Origin of the sequence: Algoriphagus iocasae, assembly GCF_014206875.1 — a bacterium.
In the GTDB taxonomy this organism is placed as follows: domain Bacteria; phylum Bacteroidota; class Bacteroidia; order Cytophagales; family Cyclobacteriaceae; genus Algoriphagus; species Algoriphagus iocasae.
Map to the genome: position 1 here is coordinate 852,705 of NZ_JACIJO010000001.1, position 22,849 is coordinate 875,553.

20 protein-coding genes are annotated in these 22,849 nt (G+C 39.3%); 10 read left to right on the forward strand and 10 right to left on the reverse strand.

Translation table 11 applies throughout. The annotated features are described in order from the left end of the window. Positions 1 to 32: 32 nt before the first annotated feature. From FHS59_RS03665 to FHS59_RS03690, 6 genes are all read right to left on the reverse strand, one after another. Complete coding sequence (locus FHS59_RS03665) at positions 33 to 881, reverse strand: prephenate dehydrogenase (protein WP_184493138.1); 849 nt, start codon at positions 879 to 881, stop codon at positions 33 to 35. Positions 882 to 883: 2 nt separating this feature from the next. Beyond that, positions 884 to 2,032, reverse strand: coding sequence for a pyridoxal phosphate-dependent aminotransferase (locus FHS59_RS03670; RefSeq protein WP_184493140.1), 1,149 nt, complete (start codon positions 2,030 to 2,032; stop codon positions 884 to 886). Beyond that, positions 2,032 to 2,856, reverse strand: a complete 825-nt coding sequence (locus FHS59_RS03675) for a prephenate dehydratase (RefSeq protein ID WP_184493142.1) — start codon at positions 2,854 to 2,856, stop codon at positions 2,032 to 2,034. The genes FHS59_RS03670 and FHS59_RS03675 overlap by 1 nt, the downstream gene beginning before the upstream one ends. A 3-nt stretch (positions 2,857 to 2,859) precedes the next feature. Then, complete coding sequence (locus FHS59_RS03680; RefSeq protein WP_184493144.1) at positions 2,860 to 4,101, reverse strand: 3-phosphoshikimate 1-carboxyvinyltransferase; 1,242 nt, start codon at positions 4,099 to 4,101, stop codon at positions 2,860 to 2,862. Between the two features lie 10 nt (positions 4,102 to 4,111). Continuing rightward, a complete protein-coding gene (gene aroB, locus FHS59_RS03685; protein ID WP_184493146.1) occupies positions 4,112 to 5,155 on the reverse strand; it encodes a 3-dehydroquinate synthase in 1,044 nt (347 codons plus the stop codon). Positions 5,156 to 5,240: 85 nt separating this feature from the next. Beyond that, the gene (locus FHS59_RS03690; protein WP_184493148.1) at positions 5,241 to 6,338 is read right to left on the reverse strand and encodes a chorismate mutase; all 1,098 of its coding nucleotides are present in this window, start codon (positions 6,336 to 6,338) and stop codon (positions 5,241 to 5,243) included. 513 nt (positions 6,339 to 6,851) lie between these two features. Here FHS59_RS03690 and FHS59_RS03695 point away from each other — a divergent pair. Both FHS59_RS03695 and lysS read left to right on the forward strand, forming a co-directional pair. Beyond that, positions 6,852 to 8,027 (forward strand): proline dehydrogenase family protein, encoded by a 1,176-nt coding sequence (locus FHS59_RS03695; RefSeq protein ID WP_184493150.1) that lies wholly within the window; start codon positions 6,852 to 6,854, stop codon positions 8,025 to 8,027. A 156-nt stretch (positions 8,028 to 8,183) separates the two neighbouring features. Then, a complete protein-coding gene (gene lysS, locus FHS59_RS03700; RefSeq protein ID WP_184493152.1) occupies positions 8,184 to 9,890 on the forward strand; it encodes a lysine--tRNA ligase in 1,707 nt (568 codons plus the stop codon). 112 nt (positions 9,891 to 10,002) lie between these two features. Here lysS and FHS59_RS03705 read toward each other — a convergent pair whose 3' ends face one another. Next, complete coding sequence (locus tag FHS59_RS03705) at positions 10,003 to 10,746, reverse strand: DUF4197 domain-containing protein (RefSeq protein WP_184493154.1); 744 nt, start codon at positions 10,744 to 10,746, stop codon at positions 10,003 to 10,005. A gap of 218 nt (positions 10,747 to 10,964) precedes the next feature. Here FHS59_RS03705 and FHS59_RS03710 point away from each other — a divergent pair, with 218 nt between their 5' ends. After that, a complete protein-coding gene (locus tag FHS59_RS03710; RefSeq protein ID WP_184493156.1) occupies positions 10,965 to 12,179 on the forward strand; it encodes an arginine deiminase in 1,215 nt (404 codons plus the stop codon). A gap of 74 nt (positions 12,180 to 12,253) precedes the next feature. Here the strand turns inward: FHS59_RS03710 and FHS59_RS03715 are convergent, their stop codons facing one another. Then, positions 12,254 to 14,986 carry a putative LPS assembly protein LptD gene (locus FHS59_RS03715; RefSeq protein ID WP_394353559.1) on the reverse strand — a complete coding sequence of 911 codons (2,733 nt, stop codon included), beginning with the start codon at positions 14,984 to 14,986 and terminating at the stop codon, positions 12,254 to 12,256. Positions 14,987 to 15,047: 61 nt separating this feature from the next. On the opposite strand from FHS59_RS03715, the gene FHS59_RS03720 reads away from it, so the two are divergent. From FHS59_RS03720 to FHS59_RS03730, 3 genes are all read left to right on the forward strand, one after another. Further along, positions 15,048 to 15,848: an N-acetylmuramoyl-L-alanine amidase family protein gene (locus tag FHS59_RS03720; RefSeq protein WP_184493158.1), complete on the forward strand. Its 801-nt coding sequence runs from the start codon at positions 15,048 to 15,050 to the stop codon at positions 15,846 to 15,848. A gap of 138 nt (positions 15,849 to 15,986) precedes the next feature. Continuing rightward, on the forward strand, positions 15,987 to 17,597 hold the full coding sequence (locus FHS59_RS03725) for an acyl-CoA carboxylase subunit beta (RefSeq protein WP_184494483.1): 1,611 nt from the start codon (positions 15,987 to 15,989) through the stop codon (positions 17,595 to 17,597). A 49-nt stretch (positions 17,598 to 17,646) separates the two neighbouring features. After that, complete coding sequence (locus FHS59_RS03730) at positions 17,647 to 18,489, forward strand: transglutaminase-like domain-containing protein (RefSeq protein ID WP_184493160.1); 843 nt, start codon at positions 17,647 to 17,649, stop codon at positions 18,487 to 18,489. Here FHS59_RS03730 and FHS59_RS03735 read toward each other — a convergent pair. Both FHS59_RS03735 and FHS59_RS03740 read right to left on the reverse strand, forming a co-directional pair. Further along, positions 18,486 to 18,989 carry a redoxin domain-containing protein gene (locus FHS59_RS03735; protein ID WP_184493162.1) on the reverse strand — a complete coding sequence of 168 codons (504 nt, stop codon included), beginning with the start codon at positions 18,987 to 18,989 and terminating at the stop codon, positions 18,486 to 18,488. The genes FHS59_RS03730 and FHS59_RS03735 overlap by 4 nt on opposite strands. Before the next feature lie 80 nt (positions 18,990 to 19,069). Continuing rightward, complete coding sequence (locus FHS59_RS03740; protein WP_184493164.1) at positions 19,070 to 19,699, reverse strand: 4'-phosphopantetheinyl transferase family protein; 630 nt, start codon at positions 19,697 to 19,699, stop codon at positions 19,070 to 19,072. Between the two features lie 36 nt (positions 19,700 to 19,735). On the opposite strand from FHS59_RS03740, the gene FHS59_RS03745 reads away from it, so the two are divergent. Genes FHS59_RS03745 through FHS59_RS03760 form a run of 4 tightly spaced genes read left to right on the forward strand, consistent with a single transcriptional unit; the run spans position 19,736 to position 22,848 of the window. Continuing rightward, positions 19,736 to 20,653 carry a WD40 repeat domain-containing protein gene (locus tag FHS59_RS03745; protein ID WP_184493166.1) on the forward strand — a complete coding sequence of 306 codons (918 nt, stop codon included), beginning with the start codon at positions 19,736 to 19,738 and terminating at the stop codon, positions 20,651 to 20,653. After that, positions 20,650 to 21,627, forward strand: a complete 978-nt coding sequence (locus FHS59_RS03750; RefSeq protein WP_184493168.1) for a DivIVA domain-containing protein — start codon at positions 20,650 to 20,652, stop codon at positions 21,625 to 21,627. The genes FHS59_RS03745 and FHS59_RS03750 overlap by 4 nt, the downstream gene beginning before the upstream one ends. After that, positions 21,627 to 21,992, forward strand: coding sequence for a dihydroneopterin aldolase (gene folB / locus FHS59_RS03755; RefSeq protein ID WP_184493170.1), 366 nt, complete (start codon positions 21,627 to 21,629; stop codon positions 21,990 to 21,992). Before FHS59_RS03750 ends, folB begins: the two co-directional genes overlap by 1 nt. Further along, entirely contained in the window at positions 21,985 to 22,848 is an 864-nt protein-coding gene (locus FHS59_RS03760) for a ChaN family lipoprotein (RefSeq protein ID WP_184493172.1), read from the forward strand. Before folB ends, FHS59_RS03760 begins: the two co-directional genes overlap by 8 nt. The last annotated feature ends 1 nt before the right edge of the window (position 22,849 follow it).

Below are 22,849 nucleotides of genomic sequence, written 5' to 3' on the forward strand. Positions count from 1 at the left end.
GACCGTGGTTATAAATCGTGATTTCGATTTTTTTATTTCTCAAGATCCAGAATATCTCTGATCTTATTGATTTCTGCCATTTCGTTATAAAGCCCTTCTAGATCGCTTTGAGCAATTTTCTCACGAAATGAGGAAAGGTTTGCGATATATCCATCTAAGGCATTGAGAATATTTTCTTTGTTTTCTGTCAAAATCGGAGCCCACATCGCCGGACTGGATTTAGCCAATCTTACTGTGGAGGCAAAGCCCGAACCCGCCATATCAAAGATGTTTTTCTCATCTGCCATTTTCTGAAGCACAGTTTCACCAAGCATAAAAGAAGAAATATGGGAGAGGTGAGACACGAAAGCCAAATGTCTATCATGCTCTTCTGGATCCATAAATCGAAGTTTAAGGTTTAAAGCTTCAAACAATTCATAAGCTTTTTCCTTGAGATGAAGATTGGTTTTTTCCAGCTCACAGATAATCATCACTTTTCTATCCAAAAGATCTTCCAAAGCTGCTTTAGGGCCTGAATACTCAGTGCCGGCAATTGGGTGAGCAGCTAAGTATTGGTCTCTTTTCGGGTGGCCCGCCACCAAAGTGGTTAGTTTTGATTTGGTGGAACCCACATCAAAAACAAGTGTGTTTTCACCGATTTGATCCAATGTGGAAATCAACAAATCCCCCAAAGTATCTGCTGGAGTTGCCAAAATGACTAAGTCAGTGTCGACATCAGCCTGTTCTTTGATTTCAGAAACAATACCCAACGTTAGGGCATCTTTTTGATTTTGGGAATCGATATCAAATCCTGTGATATGAAGATCGGCTAGTTTCTTTTTTGCACCTAATGCGAAAGAGCCTCCAAGAAGACCCAGTCCGATGATATGTATCTTTTTCATGGTTATGGTTTAATACGGTTAATTGCTTCTAAAATTTTGAATTCTGGCATGCATAGGGAGATCCTGACATAATTGTTTCCTTCCGAACCAAAGATTTTACCCGGTGTGATGAAAATATTTTTTTCGTACAACAAGTTATCCACGATTTCCTCAGCAGTTTTTCCCTCTGGTACTTGACACCAGACAAATAATCCAGCAGAATCCTGCTCGTATTTAAGACCGAGTTTGTCTGCTAGTTTCCAAACTAGTTTTCTCCTGTTTTTATATAAATCGTCTAAATCTTCAAACCAGGTTTTTCCCAGACCTAAGGCAGCAATCGCACCTTTTTGGAGGCCAAGAAACATTCCTGAGTCCATGTTACTTTTTACTTTCAGCACTTTCTGCAACCAATCGGCTCTTCCTGCCAACATTCCCACTCTCCAACCTGGCATATTAAAGGTTTTGCTTAAGGAATTTAACTCCATGGCAACTTCCTCAGCTCCAGAAATGCTCAAAATACTTCTAGGCGCATCCGTCAAAATATGACTGTAGGGATTATCAGAAATCAATACAATGTCATGTTTCTTCGCAAAATCCACCAACTCTTTGAGTATCTCTTCAGACCCTTGAGCGCCTGTTGGCATATGGGGATAATTGATCCACATCAGCTTTACTTTGCTAAGGTCTGTTTGCTCTAATGATTCAAAATCTGGCCGGCCTTTCCTATTCAAATCAATAGTATAATAGACAGGTTTTGCTCCGAGAAGATTGGTGACTGAGGCATAAGTAGGATATCCTGGATTTGGAATCAATACCTCATCGCCTGGGTTTAGAAAGGTCATGCTTACATGCATAATTCCTTCTTTAGAGCCCATTAGAGGTAATATTTCTTTATCGGGTTGTAAGGAGACTCCATATTCCCGGGCATAAAACTCTGCATATGCAATTCTCAGTTCGGGGATACCTTGATAACTTTGATATCCATGGGCCCGTGGGTTTTCAGCGGTGTTTTTTAATGCTTCAATTACCTTAGGGTCTGGAGCAAGATCTGGACTGCCAATCCCTAAATTGATTACAGGTTTTCCATCCGCAATCATCTGATTGACTTCCCTTAGTTTGGCAGAAAAATAGTATTCCTGTACAGTTTCGATTTTCTCTGAAAATCCTTTCATTATTTTCTGCTTATGTATTCCCCAAAAATTTTCACCTCTCCAAATCGCTCTTGAATCTCCTCCATGGTTTGTTTGAAAACCTGATGATCTTCAAAAACTGTGTCCATAAAGAACGAATATTCCCATGGTTTTTGAATGACCGGAACGGACTGAATCTTACTTAGATCCAAGCCATTTTCGCTCATCAATGTGAGAAGTTTTGCCAAAATTCCTTTTTCGTTTTTCAGCGTTACTTTGATCGAAGCTTTATTTGGGATGAAATCCAAAATCTCTTTTTGCTTTTGCAAAATGATAAATCGGGTAAAATTGTTCTTTACCGTTTGAATATCTTTTGCCAAGATTTCTAGTCCATAAATGTCTGCTGCAATCGTGGAAGCAATTGCTCCAATTCCTTTCCATTGATGGGTTGCGATTTGCTTCGAAACTGCCGCAGTATCGATATCATCCTTAAGTTCGATGGAGGGATGCTCCGCAAAGAATGCTTTGCACTGTAGTAAGGCCATTGGATGAGAACGCACTTCTTTGATATCCTCAATTTTTTGACCTGGCAATGCCATCAATTGATGTGCGATTGGAAGATAATATTCATCCCGAACGGTCAGTTCATATCGGTCCAGCAGCTCGTAATTGGGGAAAATTGCTCCGGCAATAGAGTTTTCAATTGCCATGACAGCAAAATCTGCTTCTCCTGTGGCGACAGATTTAGCTACTGGTTCAAACTGGTTGAAAGAAAGTATTTCTGTGTTTTCGCCAAATTTAGCCAGAGCCACTTGGTGGTGGAAGGATCCCGGAACCCCTTGGATGGCAATATTTAATGTGCTCATGACTTAGGATTTGGTTTCCATTTCGATTCCTAAAAGCTCACAATGTTTCCAAAAGCTTGGATAGGATTTATTCACTACGGCAGGATCTTCGATTAACACGCGTGTTTTTGTCAGCAAAGGCATAAAAGCCATTCCCATTCGGTGGTCATCGTAGGTGTGAATTTCTACCTCGGAAGGCATCGTCACAGATGGAATCACCTGATAAACTTCCGGTTCAATTTCCTTAAGATCCGCATTGAACTTTGCCAATTCTTGTTGAAGTGCTAGAATTCGATCAGTCTCTTTGATTTTCAAGCTTTCCAAACCGGTGAAAATGGCATTTTGACCAAGGATCGCGCAGGTAACAGCGACTGTTTGGGCAAGGTCTGGACAATGAGTGAAATCCCATTTATCAAGTCCTTTCACAGGTTGTTTCTGTAGTAAAACTCCTCCGTCTTTGAAACTGCTTTTGATTCCTAAACGGTCCATGATATCGACGATTTTGGAGTCTCCCTGAAGGCTGTTTTCTTTCAAACCTTCTAAAAATAACGTTCCAGAATCGGCACAAGCCAATAAACTGAACCAGTAGCTAGCTCCCGACCAATCGCTTTCTACGGCGAAAGAAGTGGTTTGATAAGGCTGATTTACGACCTTGATTTTATTGTCATTCCACTCGTACTTGATGCCAAATTGAGCCATCAGTTCGAGGGTCATTTCGATATATGTTCTAGATCCGACTTTGCCTTCAAGTTCTAATTCTAATCCCTGAGGTAGGATCGGAGCGATCATCAACATCGCTGAAATGTATTGTGAAGAGACGTCTCCGCGGATTTTAACTTTGTTAGAAAGCTGTTCGGAAAGTCCGTGAATGGCAAGAGGAGGGTAGCCTTCTACGCCCAAATAATGTATTTTAGCTCCAACAGTTCTTAGCGCATCCACCAAAATTCCTATTGGTCGTTCGCACATTCTTGGAGTACCAGTCATCACTTTGTTTTGATTGGTTACGGCAGCATAAGCAGTCAAAAAACGCATAGTAGTTCCAGCATCCAATACGTCAAAAACAGGAGGGTTTTTGCCAAGCAAACGGATCATAGTTTGCGTATCTCTCGCCTCAGCCAGATTTGTGATCTTGTTTTTGCCTTCAGTTAATGCGTCAATAACCAAAACCCTGTTTGATTCACTCTTTGAAGATGGAAGAGGGATAGTGGTGGTATTGAATTCGCTTTTTTGGTGTAGCTGTAAAACAGTTTTGGTTTCGGTACTCACGGGAATAGGTTTAAGAAAGATCTAAGTTTTGGTAGTAAAGAATTGCTTCTTTTATTTCATCTCGGCTCACCGGAATATTATAGCTGCAATCTCCGATTTTCTTCAAAAGAGAAAACATAAGGACAGAGCCTTCATTTTTTTTGTCCTGTAGACAAAGATCGAGTATTGGGCCAAAATCTGACTCTGCGAAACTGATTTTTCCATAAATAGAAAGGAAAGTTTTATTGATAATATTCAGTTCATTCGCACTCAGGTTTAATTTTTTATGGGAAAGGTATCCTTCACAGATCATTCCGATCGCAATAGCCTCTCCGTGTAATAGATGTTTTGGTCCATCCAAAAAGTGTGATTCAAAAGCATGTCCAATGGTATGGCCATAATTTAAAACTTTGCGAAGTCCGGCTTCTTTTGGATCAGAAGTCACCACCTGTTTTTTGATGCCCACAGAATGTTGAATCAATTCCATCCAATTTTGATTCTCCCAGTTTTCAATAGACAGGTTTTCAAAATAGGATTTGTCCTGAATCAAACCATGCTTGATGATTTCTGCATATCCGGAACGCAATTCCTCTTCAGGCAATGTTGTCAGAAATTCAGTTGAAATCATCACTGTTTCCGGTTCATTAAATGTTCCCAAGTGATTTTTTAATCCCTCAAAATCAACTCCTAATTTTCCACCGACGCTTGCGTCAACCTGAGAAAGAAGAGTAGTTGGAATATTGATAAAACGGATTCCTCTTTTGTAAATGCTTGCGCAAAAACCACCCATGTCGCCGATTACTCCGCCACCGATATTGATAAAGAGAGCTTTTCTATCTAAGGCGGCCTTGGTCATAGCCGACCAAATATCAGTACAAGTACTTAGGTTTTTGTTTTTTTCTCCTGCAGAAACAGTTTTAAAAACAGTGTCTGAAGGAAAAATGGATTTAAGCTTAGGTAAACAATGCTGCTCAGTATTTTGGTCTGTGAGGACGAAAAGTTGGGAAAAAGAAATGCCCGAAAGCACTTTTTTCAAATCTGAGGCAATAGAGGTTGAGAAAATTACAGGATCCACAGGTTTTGATAGGATAGGAGCAAGGTAGGCAAATGGTTTTGGGAGAAAAATTCTCCCAAAACCTAGTAATGCTTAGCCTTTGATTTTACTTCTTAACAGCTTCAGATTCGCGAAGTTGTTTTTCTTGGCGTTTTACGGACTCTTCATGAATAGAATAAAGTAACTCCTTCATAAACTTTTCACTCAGGTGACGCTGAACTCCCTTTTGAGTTCTGCTTTCCATTACTTCTTTCCATCTATCAGACTGAAATACAGTTAGATGATGCTCTCTTTTATGTGCACCGATTTGATCGATAATCGCAAATCTCTCTTGAAGAATATCCAATAACTGATCATCCAAATGATCCACAGCTCTTCTCAAATCATTTAATCTTTCGCTTGGCTTCTCAGATTCCAATGGTTTCTTGAAATCAATAGCAGAGATTATTTCTTTCAATCTCTTTGGAGTCACTTGCTGCTTGGCATCAGACCATGCATTATCTGGATCATGGTGTGTTTCGATCATCAAACCATCCAAACCGAAGTTCATCGCTTTCTGGGAAATTTCAAGAATGCCGTCTCTCTTTCCTACAATGTGAGAAGGGTCATTGATTACTTCCATTCCAGTCCAAACACGCTTTAAGTGCATTGGCATAGACCAGTTTGGCTTGTTACGGAATCTCTTATCATAAGCATCAGAGAAACCTCTGTGGATTGCGGCTAATTTGTCAAGTCCAACAGCATGAAATCTTTCCAAAGCACCCATCCAAAGATCCAAGTCTGGATTCATAGGGTTTTTAACCATTACTGGAATGTCTGATCCTTTAAGAGCATCAGCAATTTCCTGAACAGCAAATGGGTTAACGGTAGTTCTTGCACCTACCCAAACTACGTCAACGTTGTTTCTAAGGGCGATTTCTGCATGTGCTGCATTCCCTACTTCAACGGTAATTGGAATGTTCAAATGATGACGGACGATTTCCATCCACTTCAAACCTTCTTCACCGATACCTTCGAAACTTCCCGGTCTGGTTCTTGGCTTCCAGATTCCAGCACGGAACATAGAAGGGATAATGTTATTTTCTTTCATTTCCAGACAGATCTTCTCGATCTGCTCAGGAGATTCTGCGGAGCAAGGTCCTGCGATGATGGTTGGTCCAGTGAGTCCTAGACCCCAGTCTTTGATTTGTTTGTGCGTTTTCATACGGCTAAGCATTAAATGAAAAAACCCGACTCTTTCGAATCGGGCTCTTTGTGTAGTTTATGTTCTTTTAGTTTTTGGCTAGACAATAGGCGGCACCGATTCGATTTTGGCTTCGAAAGTAAAAGTAAAAGAAGGTAAAATAGATCGCTGCTGTCAATAACATGCCCCAAATGTAAGAGGGGACTCTCAAAAAACAAAATTAATTTTTTAACCAAAGTTGAAAAATTCAATATTAAATAATGACAACTGAATAAATCACTTAGATTTTACTTTGTGAAACTGTCTATTCGGAATATTATTCTGTTTTCGTTCTAATTTCTTTTTTAAAATTCTTTAAAAAAAATCTTAAAAAATTAACAAGTCAGAAAATTTTTGCACGTCTTTCTATTAAAATGGAAAAGAACATTCAGAATTTAAGAAGAAGATTTATCTCCAATAAAGCCTCATGTTTATTGCCAACAAAAGCCGAGTAAAAGTAGTTTTTTTGATATCTTTGCACCTTTATTTAGAAATATGCCAACAAAACCGACTATTTCTTTCGAAAATCTAGAAGTGGCCTTTGCCTCTAAATCTGATGCAGAACTTAAAAAAATGCATCTGGTTTTCTCCTTATTAAATAATAAGACCCTTTCAGATATCGGAATTGCCCTGACTCATGTGGCTTTGAAATTGAAATTTCCTATCAAGTGGATCATGAAGCAAACAATGTTTGGGCATTTTTGTGGAGGGGAAACGATCAAAGAAAGCATTAAAGCCTGTGAATCTTTGGCCAAATATGGCATCGAAGCTATCCTGGATTATTCAGTGGAAGGAAAAGGGGATGAGGAAAGTTTTGAAAGAACTACCGAAGAGATTCGTCAGACAATGATTGAGTCTGAAAAAACGGATTACATGCCTTTTGGTGTCATAAAAGTAACCGGTCTGGGAGATTATCACCATTTGATAAAGATTCAGGCAGGAGAGAAATTAAATCAGGAAGAGCAAGAAGCTTATCAGCGAACCAAAAACCGGGTTGATTTACTTTGCAAAACTGCTCATGATCTCGGTTTGAAAATCCTGATCGATGCCGAGGAATCTTGGTTTCAGGATGCTGTTGATGATTTGGCTTATGAGGCAATGGAGAAGTATAACCAAGAGCGTTGTGTAGTTTATAATACTTACCAGATGTATCGACATGATATGTTGGGTAGATTGAAAAAAGCAGCTGAGGTGGCCAAGGAAAAAGGCTATTTGTTAGGAGTAAAACTCGTAAGAGGGGCCTATATGGAAAAGGAAGGAGAGCGGGCAGAAAAGCTAGGGTATCCAAGTCCAATCCAGCCTAGCAAAGCGGCAACAGATAGAGATTACAATTTGGGAGTCGAGTTTTGTATTGAAAACAAGATTCACCTGATGAGTGGCTCGCATAATGAAAACAGCAATTTACTAGTAGCTGACTTGATCAATAAATATGGAGTAGATCCTAATTCAGATCAGGTTTTCTTTGCGCAGTTGTATGGAATGAGTGATAATATTTCTTTTAATCTGGCAAATGCTGGATATAGGGTTGTGAAATATGTTCCTTATGGGCCTGTGGAAAAAGTTATGCCTTATTTGACTCGAAGAGCAGCAGAAAACTCCAGCATTGCAGGGCAAAGCAGTAGAGAATTTGAGCTGATAAAGCGAGAAATGAAAAGGAGAAAAATAAAATAGTGATCAGTAGGCAGTCTCAGTTACAGGGCGAAAATCACTAATGAGTTAAAAGAAGTTTTAGGCAGATTCTAAAACATTAAATATTCCGAATTTAGGATTGCAATCGGCAATTTTCTAAAATTCAAATTTTGAATTATAAATTTCAAATTAAATAAAATGCAACTTTTGAGCGAACAGGAATTAGAGCGAAGGAAAGATCGGGAAGAACTGATGCGATTGGGAATTAACCCATATCCAGCAGAGGCTTTCCCTATCAATGTGACAGCAGAAGATATTCATAGAAACTACGAAAACAGAAAGAATGACTACAAGGGAATTTCCATTGCAGGTCGTCTGATGAGTAGAAGAATTATGGGTTCTGCGTCATTTGCCGAGATCCAGGATTCCACAGGAAGATTACAGATCTATGTGAGAAGAGACGATATCTGCCCTGAGGAAGATAAAACGCATTACAATGCAGTGTTTAAAAAGTTGCTTGGAATCGGTGATTTTATCGGAGTGAAGGGATATATTTTTACTACCCAGACTGGAGAAATTTCTCTTCATGTGACTGAGTTGAAAGTCCTTTCAAAATCTGTGAAGCCGCTTCCAGTGGTGAAGAGAGATGAAGATGGAAATGTGCATGATGGATTTACAGACCCTGAATTGAGATATCGTCAGAGATATGTCGATCTCACTGTAAACCCTGAAGTGAAGAAGACCTTTATGACCCGCTCTAAAATCATTACTCAAATGCGTCGCTATTTTGACGATCATGGATGGTTAGAAGTGGAGACACCTATTCTTCAGGCCGTTCACGGAGGTGCAGCAGCGCGTCCTTTCGCAACGCATCACAATACTTTAGATATGCCGCTTTTCTTAAGAATTGCGAATGAGTTATATCTAAAAAGGCTGATTGTTGGTGGGTTTGATGGTGTGTATGAGTTTGGAAAAATGTTCCGTAATGAAGGAATGGACCGTACGCACAATCCTGAATTTACTTCCATGGAAATCTATGTAGCCTATAAGGATTACATCTGGATGATGGAGATGGTGGAAGAATTGATTGAGCAGGTGACTGAAGCCATTCATGGTAAAACCAAGATCAAAGTTGGCGGAAACGAGATAGAGTTTGCTGGACCATATAGAAGATTAACCATGTATGATTCCATTAAGGAATATGCAGGAATTGATGTCAGCAAAATGGATGAGGAAGGCCTTCGTAAGGTATGTGCTGAGATGGGAATCGCTGTGGATGATTCGATGGGCAAAGGAAAATTGGTGGATGAGATTTTCGGTGAAAAGGTTGAGGCTAATTTAATCCAGCCGACTTACATTACGGATTATCCAATTGAAATGACGCCTTTGGCGAAAAAGCATAGAACTGAACCAGGTTTGGTGGAGCGATTTGAATTATTCGTAAACGGAAAAGAAATCGCAAACGCATATACCGAATTGAATGATCCAATCGACCAAAGAGAACGTTTCGAAGATCAGTTGAAATTAGCCGCGAGAGGGGATGATGAGGCGATGGCGATGGACGATGATTTCCTTCGTGCCTTGGAATATGGAATGCCTCCAACTTCAGGATTGGGAATTGGAATCGACAGATTAACGATGTTGATGACCAATAATACTACAATTCAAGAAGTGTTGTTCTTCCCTCAAATGAGGCCTGAAAAGAAAGCTGTTGAATTGACAGAAGAAGAGAAGATCATTTTTGAACTGTTAAAGGCTGAATCTCCAGTTGCTCTAGTATCACTCAAAGAAAAAGCTGGTTTGAGTAATAAGAAGTGGGATGTGTCAATGAAAGGTTTGACTGGGAAAGGAGTGGCGAAAGTGACTAAAGACGGAGATAATTTGACAGTTTCTTTAGCTGAATAAGCTTCAATAATAATAAAGGAAAACCGGGCTGAGAGGCTCGGTTTTTTTTGTTTTAATATCGTTCTTCAAGAAATTTTAATAAGCGATAAAAAGTCGATTTGAAGATTTAAAATTAAATCCCAGAACCAGCCTTCTCACGTTCTGCATATCCAAATACCTTTTGAAGTAACACAGTGCTTCTTGCAGTAACGTTTTCTCTGATTTTTAATTCTTCTTTTGCGATCTCATAAAATAAACCGTCAATTGCTTTTTGGGTGACATATTTTGAAAGGTCTGTTTCAATCGGTTTTACTAAGGGAACTTGATTGTACCTTCCGATCACATCTCCCCAGTATTTGGTTGCACCAACCTTATTTAGGCTAGATTCTATAATAGGTTTGAATTTCGATTCTAGCTCACTGGTTGTTTTGTTTTCAAAATATTGAGTTGCGGCATTGTCTTGCCCCAATAGGATGTTTTTCACATCGTTGATCGTCATATCTTTGATTGCAGCTACAAAAATTGGCTTTGCTTCAATCGCAGCATCTTCTGCAGCCCTATTGACACTGGTGATCACTTGGTCACAAAGATTTCCTAAACCGATAGAGCGAAGGGTGTTTTCAACTTTTTTGGCTTCCTCTGGAAATACGATTTTGATCGCTAAGTTTCCCAAATAACCATCTTCTTGAGACAATCTATCGGATGCGTAGCTGGTCCCATATTCCAGAGCTTGCTTTAAACCTGAGTTGATCTCAGCTTCTGTAGGAGTTCCCAGTCCAAATTGACCGCCTAATTGATTAATTGTATCACATCCTGTGTTGATAAGGCCAAAAAAGAGAAAGATAAATGCTATATTCTTGTGGATTTTAACTTTCATAATTGAGTATGTTTTCTGTATGAAGTTTATAAGTCCAACAATGATACCCCGATTTTTTATGGTGAATTAATTTTTTTTAATTATTCCATGAAAAAGGGGGTAGGTCAATTCAATCAAATCAATTTTTTCTAAAATAATTTTATAATTATTAATAAAAGATCGTTTTTGTTTGAATAAATATAATAAATAGTTAAAATAGATATAAAAATAATAATTGAATGAATCTTCGGCTCAATTCAGAATTTGGAACGCTTAAAGCTGTTCTGATGCATAGACCCGGAAGGGAAATAGACCGTCTTACCCCTTACAACAAAGAGTTTTTGCTCTTTGAAGACGTTCCCTACTTAGAGGCTTTGCAACGCGAACACGATGCTTTTTCCAATCTGATCAAAGATTCAACTGGTGCTCAGGTATATCAATTGAGAGAATTGCTGATTCGAGTTTTATACGATGAATCAATTTTACTTCAATTGATGCGTGAATCATTAAAAAGATCAGGTTTGGTCCATTTAGCCGAAGATATTTTAGAAAGATATTCTACGGCAGAATGTGCATCCATTTTAACGGCTGGGTTGAAGATTCACGAATTAAGAAAGAAACTCCCCAATTTAAATTCGGGAGAATTAATGGAATCTGCCTTTGCAATTTCCCCTTGTCCCAATTTGTATTTCCAGCGCGATCCAATGGCTTTGACTCCATCTGGAATCATTTTTTCAAGTATGAAAATGGATGGAAGACAACGTGAAGCAGATCTTTTGAGGACGATTTTTGAAAATCATATGGATTTCAAGGACAATGTGAACCGCCTGTATCCTGTGAATGGACATGATAATCCTCCAAGTATTGAAGGGGGAGATATCATCGTGCTTTCTGGAAAAGCAGTGGCAATCGGAAATTCAGAGCGGACCGACGAAAAAGCGATTTACCATGCTGCCAAAGCCATGCTTGCAGAAGGTTCCGTTCAACGAGTTTATGAAGTTCACTTGCCTAAAAAACGTCAATACATGCACTTGGATACTGTGTTTACCATCCTAGATGAAAACTTGGTTTTGACCTATCCTGATGCGCTAAATTCAGTGTTGCAGACCTCTTTATATACCTTGAAAGAAGTAAATGGAGACAAAGTTCACATCAAAAGAGAAGTGCTGAAGGAATCTCTGTTGACGATTCTGGAACGTGAAATCCCGCATTTAGAAATTCTTCATACTGCAGATGGAAGCCCTGATTATTCCCAGCGTGAGCAATGGTTTGATGGGGCAAATGTTTTCGCAATTGGACCTCGTAGGGTGATTTCTTACAATAGAAATATTCATACCAACCGAGCTTTGCGGCAAATGGGAGTAGAGGTTCTAGAAATTCCTTCCTCAGAATTAAGTAGAGGTCTAGGAGGTCCTAGATGTATGACGATGCCGTTGAGCAGATCGAGAGTTTAGGGATATTGGATTTATGATTTTAGATGTATGATTTAGGGATCATCATATATCTTACATCTAATATCTCAAATCACCTAGTTGTCAAAGAATGATCTTCTTCGAGAAACTTTCAAGTCCTGGAGAATGCTTGATTTAACCCTGATGTCAATACTGTAAGAGGTAAATCTTCCGAATGGAATCCAGCTTACATTCATTTGCCAGCAGTGAAGATCTCTCGCGATTCCAATCATAGATTGTGTGATTTTTTGCGCCTGTAAATCTATACCGGTGTTGAAATTGATTTTCCATTTCTCCGATAAAGAAACATCACCACTCATATTGATACCTTGGGTGATATTGGTAGTTCCAGTTGTCTGTTTACTGTAACTCAGGTTGTATCCAAAACTCAAATTCCATGGTATATTCCAATCAATATATTGGCTTGGATCCGTAACAATTCGATTGATTTCACTTTCTGCAAATTCATTTAATACTCCTCCTTGCTTTAAAAAATTGGATGTGACCTCATCTCTCACTTCTCCCTGGGTTTTATTACCACCTGGATTTAATGACATATTCATGTTCAAAGAAGCATTTCGAATGGTACCGATTCCCTGACCATTTTTCCATGCATAATCATTGATTCTTCTGATGGATTCTTCACCATTACTTGTCAAATAAGGGGAAGTGGCGTAAGGATCCAGCGTAGTACTCATATTGACTGAGAGTTTTCTATCGAAAAAACTAGTTCTTGCACTGATGCTCAAAGGAGCAAGGTTAAAGGAGTCTGCTGCAAAGTTGTAACTGGTACTTAGGTTTAGAGTTTCCAGTAATGGAATTTTCTTAGTGGTTTCCTCTGCGGTATCTGAAGCGTTTTTGATTTTGGCTTCCAAAACGTTCCTTAAGTTAAAAGTCATTGCTCTGGACTCACCTAAAGTGGCACCTCCATAGATGAAGCCCTGATGGCGAGATAATAGCCTGGTGTCACCTTCCTCATTGATTTGAACTTCTTGATAGTACCCATATTTTGGGTCGGAAAAATCCGGTCTAAAACTAAATCCAATAGATGGTTGCAAATGTTGACGGATAGTCTGGATTTTACCATTCCCTTTAAAATTAAAGAATCCATAAACATTGGTGTTCAATGCGAATGAAGAACTATAAGTACCTATTCTATTAAAACCATCCTCGATGATTTTATCAACACGCTCCTGTGAAGGATTATAGTAGTAATTGATTCTATTCAAATACCAAAGCTCCTGATAGTTGAATGAAGCGGTGCCTGTAAAGTATTTAAAAAGGGTGAAATTGGATGAAATCGGAATGGTGTTCTTTGCACCGTTATTGGCATTGTCTAATAATAAACGTGCATTCGCAAAGTTAAAGTCTATGTATTGAGTCTCTTCATTTCCAGTGGTCAAGTCAGTTGGAACTCCAAAAGATTGATCGACTCGGTTAGTAATGGAGTTTTGAAGGTTAAAATTCCAAGCTACATTCAGCGTTTTCAACGGTTCAAATTTCACATTTCTGAATGGACTTTGACGGTTCATGTTCAATGAAATCGTCGGAAGATCTACTCGAACTTCACCAGTGGTCACACTTTGGGAATGTCGCATATTTGCTGACATCGAAAATGGCGTTCCGGTAAAAGATTTTGAGTAAGAAACGTTCGATGTGAATTCCGAAGAAATGTTATTCTGGAAATTATTCTGATTGATTACGTTGTTAAAATAACTCGTACTTCCTGCATTGACTGAAGCGGAGAATCTGCCAGTTCCTCTGGATTCAGGCGTGTGGCTCCATTGAATTCGGAAAGTATTGTAGTTGACAGGATTCAATTCAGTCTCGGGAGAAACAAATTTTTGGAAATCAATATTGAAGCTTCCGCCGTATCGATAACGCTTCTTGTAAACGGCCTGAGATTTTGCTCCCCAGCCACCTTTTGAATAAATATCTCCGGTAAATCTTGCGTGTATGTAATCGTTAATGGCAAAGTAATAGCCAAAATCCTTAAGGAATAATCCCCGAACCTGCTCGCTACCATAGGAAGGGAAGATAATCCCTGAGGCCTTTTCTTCGGGAGTATCTGGGATAATTCCGAAAGGCAATCCTAGTGGTGTAGGGATGCCATTGAAATAAAGATTGAAAGGTCCAGAAACGACTTGTTTGCCTTGAATAGACTTGATTTTATTGGAAGATATATGCCAATGGGGTTTGGTTAGTTTACAGGTAGTATAATAGCCATGACTCAGGTAAATGCTACCATCCTCCGTTTTTTTGATGGTTTCACCTCTAAGCACACCGTCCTGTTGTTCAGTAACCACATCTTTGATCAGCGCTTTTTGCGTTGCAAAGTTATAGCGCATCTCTTTTCGGATTTCATAGACATTTGGGCCGTCTTTGAAAAACGGATTTCCGGTCATATTTCCCAGACTATCTGTGACTCCAGTGGCATAGAGCATAGAGTTTTTCCAATCAATCACGATCAGATCGGCTTCCAGCTTCATTTCGCCATATTCAAACCAAGCTTTATTATAGAGGTAAACTTTGTTTTCTATAAAGTCTGAGACGATACTATCCTCAGCGTAATAAGTAATATCTTGAGTAATTGGCCCAGTGGGCATAATTTTTGCCAAACTATCAGATGGCAAAGTATCTCTCAATGCTGGAGGGTTGGATTCAGGTAAGGTGTCTGAAATTGGTGAGACCAACGTGTCAGGCAAAGTCAACCTTCTCTCAACTTGTTTAGTAGGTTGCTGTGCAGCTGCCCAAAATGGAGCAATCAGTAATCCGAATAGTGAAAATAAAAGGAGTCTAAATCCCTGCACAGTTGATTGCGCTTTGTTTAATTTGTGTAAAATTTCCCGTAAAGTTAATTCTATTGCCCTCATGGAACGGTCCAAAAGCAAAAAAATTCTTCTCACTTTAGTTTTCCTAGTCCCTTTTTTCTTTGGCGGATTCATTACTAACGAATCTATGATGCCAGCGTTTCGCATGAAGAAAATTGTCATCGATGCTGGACATGGCGGAAAAGATCCGGGTAACTTAGGTTCCAGGTCCAAAGAAAAGAATATTAATCTTGCAGTTGCCCTTTTAGTAGGGAAATATATTGAGGAAAATCTTCCGGATGTAGAAGTAATCTACACAAGAAAGGACGATAGCTTTCCCGAATTGAAAGAAAGACCAATCATCGCCAACAAAAACAAGGCGGATTTATTTGTTTCCATTCATTCCAATTCAGCTCCAAACAGGTCTGCATACGGTACTGAAACTTTTGTGATGGGGATGAAGCATTTCGATGCCAACTTTGATATTGTAAAAAGAGAAAACTCTGTAATTCTTTTGGAAGATAACTACAAAGAGAATTACGAAGGATTTGAACCTGGTTCACCGGAATCTTATATGATGTTTAACTTGATGTCAAAAGTGCACTTTGAAAATTCGGTGACTTTGGCAGATCATGTGGAAACTCAATTTAAAGATCGAGTTGGTAGAAAAAGTAGAGGAGTGAAGCAAGGACCATTTTACGTGCTTTGGACTCCATCTATGCCAAGTGTTTTGATAGAGTTAGGTTTCTTATCCAACTCTAATGAAGAGGCATTTCTGATGAGCCAAAAAGGACAAGAGTACATGGCTTCAGCTATTTACAGATCTATTCGAGATTATAAAGAACAAATCGAAGCAAATTAATTTCCTTTTGACTTTGAATCATTTAGCCCTTTTTCTCCCCGGAAAAAGGGCTTTTGTTTATATTCAAACAAACTCTAAGTCCTGATTTGGAGTTTTTAATCTATAAACCCAAATACAAACATGAATTCTAAAGCATCCATGGAACCACAAACTTTTCAATCATTACTGGAAATCTTAAAGTCCAAAACTGAGCAAGTCAAGCTTGGCGGTGGACCAAAGCGGATTGCCAAAGAACATGAGAAAGGAAAATTGACAGCGAGGGAGAGGATACAATATTTGATTGATCAAGATTCTGATTTTTTGGAGATCGGGGCTTTCGCAGCTGATGGAATGTATGAGGAAGAGGGAGGTTGTCCTTCAGCAGGTGTTGTAACTGGAATTGCCCATGTACAGGGTAGAATGGTTGTAATCGTAGCAAATGATGCGACTGTCAAAGCAGGAGCTTGGTTTCCTATGACAGCAAAGAAAAATCTTAGAGCACAGGAAGTGGCAATGGAAAACCGCCTTCCGATAATTTATCTAGTCGATAGCGCCGGTGTTTTTCTTCCAATGCAAAATGAAATTTTTCCTGATAAAGAACATTTTGGAAGACAGTTCAGGAATAATGCGAAGATGTCTGCAATGGGAATTGTCCAAGTTGCGGCGATTATGGGGAGTTGTGTAGCTGGTGGTGCTTACTTGCCCATCATGTCGGATGAAGCCATGATAGTTGATAAGACAGGCTCAATCTTTCTTGCGGGATCTTACTTAGTGAAAGCTGCAATCGGAGAAACGGTGGACAATGAAACTTTGGGAGGAGCCACGACTCATTGCGAGATTTCCGGAGTGACCGATAATAAATATGACTCCGATCAAGATTGTCTGGATGCAATCCGGAATATTTTTGACAAAATAGGAGCAGAACCGAAGGCAGGATTTGATCGCAAAGAGCCAAAGGAACCTGGCATTTCCGGAGATCAGTTATTAGATGTTTTTCCTATGGAAAGAGTAAAACCTTATGATATGCTTGAGGTAATTAAAGGTCTTGTCGATGAGGGAGAAATAGATGAATACAAAAAGGAATATGGAAAGACGTTGATCTGTGGTACTGCGAGAATTGATGGCTGGGCAGTAGGAATCGTCGCAAACCAGCGGAAAATCGTGAAAACTGCAAGTGGTGAAATGCAGATGGGTGGCGTGATTTATTCCGATTCAGCAGATAAGGCAGCCAGATTTATTATGAATTGCAACCAGCGAAAAATTCCTTTGGTATTTCTTCAGGATGTGAGTGGATTTATGGTAGGAAGTAAGGCAGAACATGGAGGCATCATCAAAGATGGAGCTAAAATGGTGAATGCGATGGCCAATTCAGTGGTACCAAAATTCACAATCATTTTGGGAAATTCGTATGGTGCGGGAAACTACGCCATGTGTGGAAAAGCATATGATCCACGATTGATTTACTCTTGGCCGACTGCTCAAATGGCTGTGATGTCTGGGGCATCTGCCGCGAAAACTTTGCTTCAAATAAAAGTTGCTTCCCTAAAGAAGAAAGGGCAGGAGATATCTGAGGAGGATGAAAAAGAATTATTAGACGAAATCAGCAATAAGTACAAAGAGGAGTTAAGTCCATATTATGCAGCTTCCAGGCTTTGGGTGGATGGTGTGATAGATCCAAGAGAAACTAGAAAAGTGATCAGTACCGGAATCGAGGCGGCAAATCATGCTCCGATTTCTGAAAGATTTAATGTGGGAGTTATCCAGACTTAAGCAATTTTTATTAAATTATTAGAAAGATCTTCCTTTACAGAATTGACCTATGAGTACATTGACACCTGGAGAATTGAATGCATTGGTTTCACTTCTAGATGATACCGATGTAGAGGTGAGAAACCATGTCAGAGAAAGGATCACCTCTCTTGGAACTGAAATTATTCCATTTCTGGAAGAAAAATGGGAAACTAGTTTCAATCCAGAGATACAAAAGGAAATTGAGGATTTGGTTCATGAGCTTCAGTTCTCTCTGTTAAAGAAAAGATTGACTGAATGGAGAGATTCTGAGGACCGAGATCTTCTCACCGGGCTTTGGATTATCAATACCTACCAATATCCAGATCTGGAATACGAAAAGCTGAATGCAGAAATGCATCAAATTTACTTTGAAGTATGGACAGCTTTCAAAAATGATCTACCTCCTTACGACCAGATTCGGATTATCAACAATGTGCTGTTTAATACACTGAGGTTTTCTGCCAACACCAAGAATTTTCATTCTCCGGCCAATAGCATGCTTTCCTCGGTGATTGACTCCAAAAGAGGCAACCCATTGAGTCTTTGTGCGATTTATTTATTGGTTGGGAAAAAGTTAGGGCTGCCGATTTATGGAGTCAATCTTCCTAATTTGTTTGTTCTGACTTATAAAACTCCTGAACTGACCTTTTATATCAATGCCTTTAATAAAGGCTTGATTTTTAGCAAACAGGATATTTACAACTATTTAGAGCATTTGAAATTAGAGCCTAAAGATTTCTATTTCGAGCCATGTGCTTACCTTCAGATTCTGCTGAGAACATTGAGAAACCTGGGCAACTCATTTGAAAAGCTCGGTGAAATGGAAAAAGTGGAGGAGATCAAAGAGTTGATCGACATTTTGGATAGTTAGAAACTTCTCACGTTGCACCCAACGGCTCTCACTTGCTCTGGACTAGGTTTTTCACCTTTCAAAACCTGATTGATTGCCCGCTCCACATACTTCTCAGTTACGGAACTTTCCACTTGAGCATTGTTGTCAATAGCTCCTCGATATACTATGGATGGGCTTCCAGAATTTGGGGTAATTATTACAATCTCAGGAATTTTGGTGATTTTGAAAGCTTTTGCCCAAACTTGCTCCACATCCATCAGATAAGACATATTTAAATCAGTGGCATCCACATGGCTTCTCATCATGTCTGCATTTTGGTGTTCTGGTTTTGGATCAGGATTAACCAAAGCGAATGAAACTCCCAGATTTTGAAATCTTGTTCTTAAATCAATGATCCGCTTTTCATACATTTTTGCAAAAGGGCAATTGGTACTATGAAAAATCAATACCAGAGCCTTTCCTTTTATTTCATTTGAAATGGTGTAGGTTTTGCCGGTTACTGCATCAGTAAGGCTCATTTCACCGATGTTTTGCGCTGATAGGCAGCTTATAGAAATAAGTAATATGAAAAGTAAGGAGGAAATTTTCTTCATGGATTTTACCAAATTGTATAAGTTAAAACGGTGTCAGGAAAAACCCTTGCCTGAACTTCGTAATGATGGTTTGAGAAGTCAGTATTTCTGATTTTAGCTTTGATAAGGGAGTCACCTGGAGCAAAAGGTTCCAATAAGATATTGTCTCTGAAACTCACTCCACGTCTTCCTTGACACTTAAAGATAGATTCTTTTGCAGACCATGCCAAAGTATAATGAACAGGATCTTTTTCTAAGAAGTCCAATTCCGAGGGATCCAGAAACCGAAATCCGATTTTTAAGATTTTTTCTCGCACAAAATCCATGTCTATTCCCACAGGAGAATCCCGGTGATAAATCGCACCAGCCAAACCTTCCGTGTGTGATAAGGAGACATATCCGTTTCCGTTCATGGAATGGGATTTTCCGTGTTCATCTTTGAAAAAGCCCGGATAGGGAACATGTAGAGTTTCCAGAGCATCTTTGATAGCCATCCTGGCGGTTGCCCATTCCATTCTTTTTTCTGGGTGGGAGATGTTGGCGTAAGATAATTTTTCGCGAAAGCTTAGGAAATCCAGATCATCTACCTCTTGCGGTTCAATTATCTTGATGGCTAAGGCCGATGAAGAATCAATTTTTTCTATTTTTGTTTGCATAGGCCAATAGGGCTCAGCTAAGTCACCGTCCAATATATGTCAAAAATTCAAGTAAATAAATTACACACGCTGACCGGGCACAATGACTGCATCTATGCGCTCACCGAAGGCAGTGATCCGAGATTTTTTTACACAGGTGCAGGAGATGGAATGGTGGTGGAATGGGATCTGGATAATCCGAAAGATGGGAAATTGATTGCCAAGCTCCCACATTCAGTCTATGCGCTGGAGGTGGATAATGAGCGAAATCTCTTGTTTATCGGTCACAATTTTGAAGGAATCCACGTCATTGATCTCAATGAAAACAAAGAAATTTGGTCTATCAATTTTACAGATCAAGCCATTTTTGATATCAAAATTTTCGGAAATGAGGTCTTTGTAGGAACAGGTGACGGGGTTTTGGTGATCATTGATATTCCTAGTCAGTCATTAAAGAAACGAGTAAAACTAAGCTCAAAAAGTATCCGAGTTATGACTGTTTCTCCGAGTAAAAAACATCTTGCTTTGGGACTTAGTGATCATACTATCAAGGTTTTGGATATACGTGAGGATTTCCAACCGATAGCGAATCTTACAGGACATGAAAATTCAGTTTTTGCTTTGGCCTACTCCCCAGACGAAAAGACCTTGATAAGTGGATCCAGAGATGCGAGATTGAAATTCTGGAATTCCGATTATCAATTAGAAGAGAGCATAGCGGCACATATGTATGCCATTAATTATTTATCTTTCAAAAAAGACGGAAAGTATCTGGCAACCTGTTCTATGGATAAATCCATTAAAGTTTGGGATGCTGAGGAGAAAAAATTACTGAAAGTCATCGATAAAGCAAGAAACGCCGGCCACGGCACATCCATAAATAAAGTACTTTGGAGTACCTATTCAGGACAGGTAATATCTGTTTCTGATGATCGTACCATTTCCATTTGGCAAATAGAAGAGATTAACCCATGAAGATCACACCAGCAGCCATCCGGCAACAGTCCTTTGAAACAGCATTCAGAGGATATGAGAAAAAAGATGTATCTCAATTTTTAGAAGAGATCAGCCAGGTGGTTGATCAGCTACATCAGGAAAATATCGAATTGAAATCGAAGCTTCAGAATACTGAAGCAGAAGCAAAAAGGCTGAAAGATGTAGAGGATTCGCTTTTCCGAACTTTGAAAACTGCGGAAGATACGGGAGCATCCATCATCGAAGAAGCAAATGAAGCAGCTGATTTAATAATAGCGGAGGCGAATAGTCTTTCCGAAAAAACTGTAGCCGAAGCAAATGAATATGCTGAAAAAGTTCAATCTCATGCACAGCAGCAGGCATCTGTGATTTTGGGAGCGGCAGAAGCCAAAGCAAAAGAGACTATCGTAGAGTTGAGAGAAAGCATGCAGGGATTGGTTCGATCTTATGATGGATTGGTAGAGCAGCGAGAAGCTTTGGTGAAAAGCCTAAGAAGAATTTCTCAAGATATGCTGAATCAGATTGATCTTTCGGATGCACATTTTACAAGAATTGATGCAAAGGCCTATCAGCGAGCAATCGATGAACTGAGCAGATCAAATGCCTTTACTTATGCAAATATTGAAAATCTTACTCCTTCACCGGAGGAGGTTTTTGAGCCGGAACCTGAAAAGGAAGATCCTATTGCGGAAATGGAAGTGATTGAGGAAGATTTGGAACTGGAAGCGCATGATGCTACACCAGATTTGGAAGTTGAGGAAGAAGTGGAGATCGAAGAAGAAATCACTGATCAAGACGAAACAATAGAGGAAGAAGAAGCTCCTGAACCGGAGGAACTGGTAGAAGAAGAACCTGAGCCAGTGAAGAAGGAAGAGAAAATCGAAGCCAAAGTTACTCCAATCGTGGAGGAAAAACCAAAGCCTAAGGAAGAGAATCCAAATCAATCGGGATCATTTTTCGACCAATTTGACTAATGGGAAAAGTATCGCTCGAAGGAATTGAATTTCATGCGTACCATGGCGCTTATCCAGAGGAAAATGTTCTGGGAAATCGCTTTACACTCGACTTGGAGTTGGAAACCGATTTTAAAGTTGCCATGCTTCAAGATGATTTGAAAGAGACTGTCGATTACACTAAACTTTATAAGCTTATCAAAGACCGGATGGATGTGAAAGTCAAATTATTGGAGCATCTCGGGCATTTGATTATTGAAGATATTTTGAAAGTCTATCCTGCTGTCAATAAAATTAAAATCACTCTTAAAAAGCATCATCCATCCTTAGGAGGATTGGTGAAATTCTCTGCTGTCCAAATTCAATACCCAGAAGACTATGCATAAAATCTGTACACTACTTTTACTTTTCTTTTTTGCATTCACTTCGAGCTATGCTCAAGGAGAAGCTTACCAGTTTTTCACAGATAAAGGAAAGAAAATCGATCTGGAAGAAGTTCTGAAAATGGCTAAAAAGGCTGACGTGACTTTCTTCGGAGAATTGCATAATAACAGTCTGGCACATTGGTTACAGCTACAGGTTTTAAAGGGAATGTATGCTGATAATTCAGATTTGGTTCTCGGTGCAGAGTTTTTTGAGCGCGATGATCAACTTAATATCAATGAGTGGTTTGCCGGGAATATGACGGAGAAGAACTTTGAGACCGAAGCTAAACTTTGGAATAATTACAAGACCGATTACCGGCCTTTGATGCGTTTTGCCAACGAGAAACATCTTCAATTTATAGCGAGTAACGTACCGAGAAAATACGCCTCCTTGGTGAGTAAATCAGGGATGGGTGAATTGGAGAATTTGAGTCCGGAGGCAAAGCTTTACATGGCAAAGTTGCCCTATGAAGTTGATATGACAATGCCTGGTTATGTGGCGATGAAAGACATGATGCATGGGGCTCCAGGAAATTCTGATTTTATGGTGGAGGCTCAAGCATTAAAAGATGCAACAATGGCCGAATCTCTGTTTGAGTCAATTGCTGCTGGTAAAAAAATCTTACACGTTAACGGTTCTTATCATTCTAAAGATGACGAAGGTATTTTGTGGTATTTGAATCGGAAATTTCCAGATTTAAAAATGCTGAATATTCACACAGTTACTCAGGATCAATTAAAATCCTTGGATGAAAAAAACAGCCAATCAGGAGAGATTATTTTAGTTTTGCCTTCTGATAGTCACGAATCCTATTAAA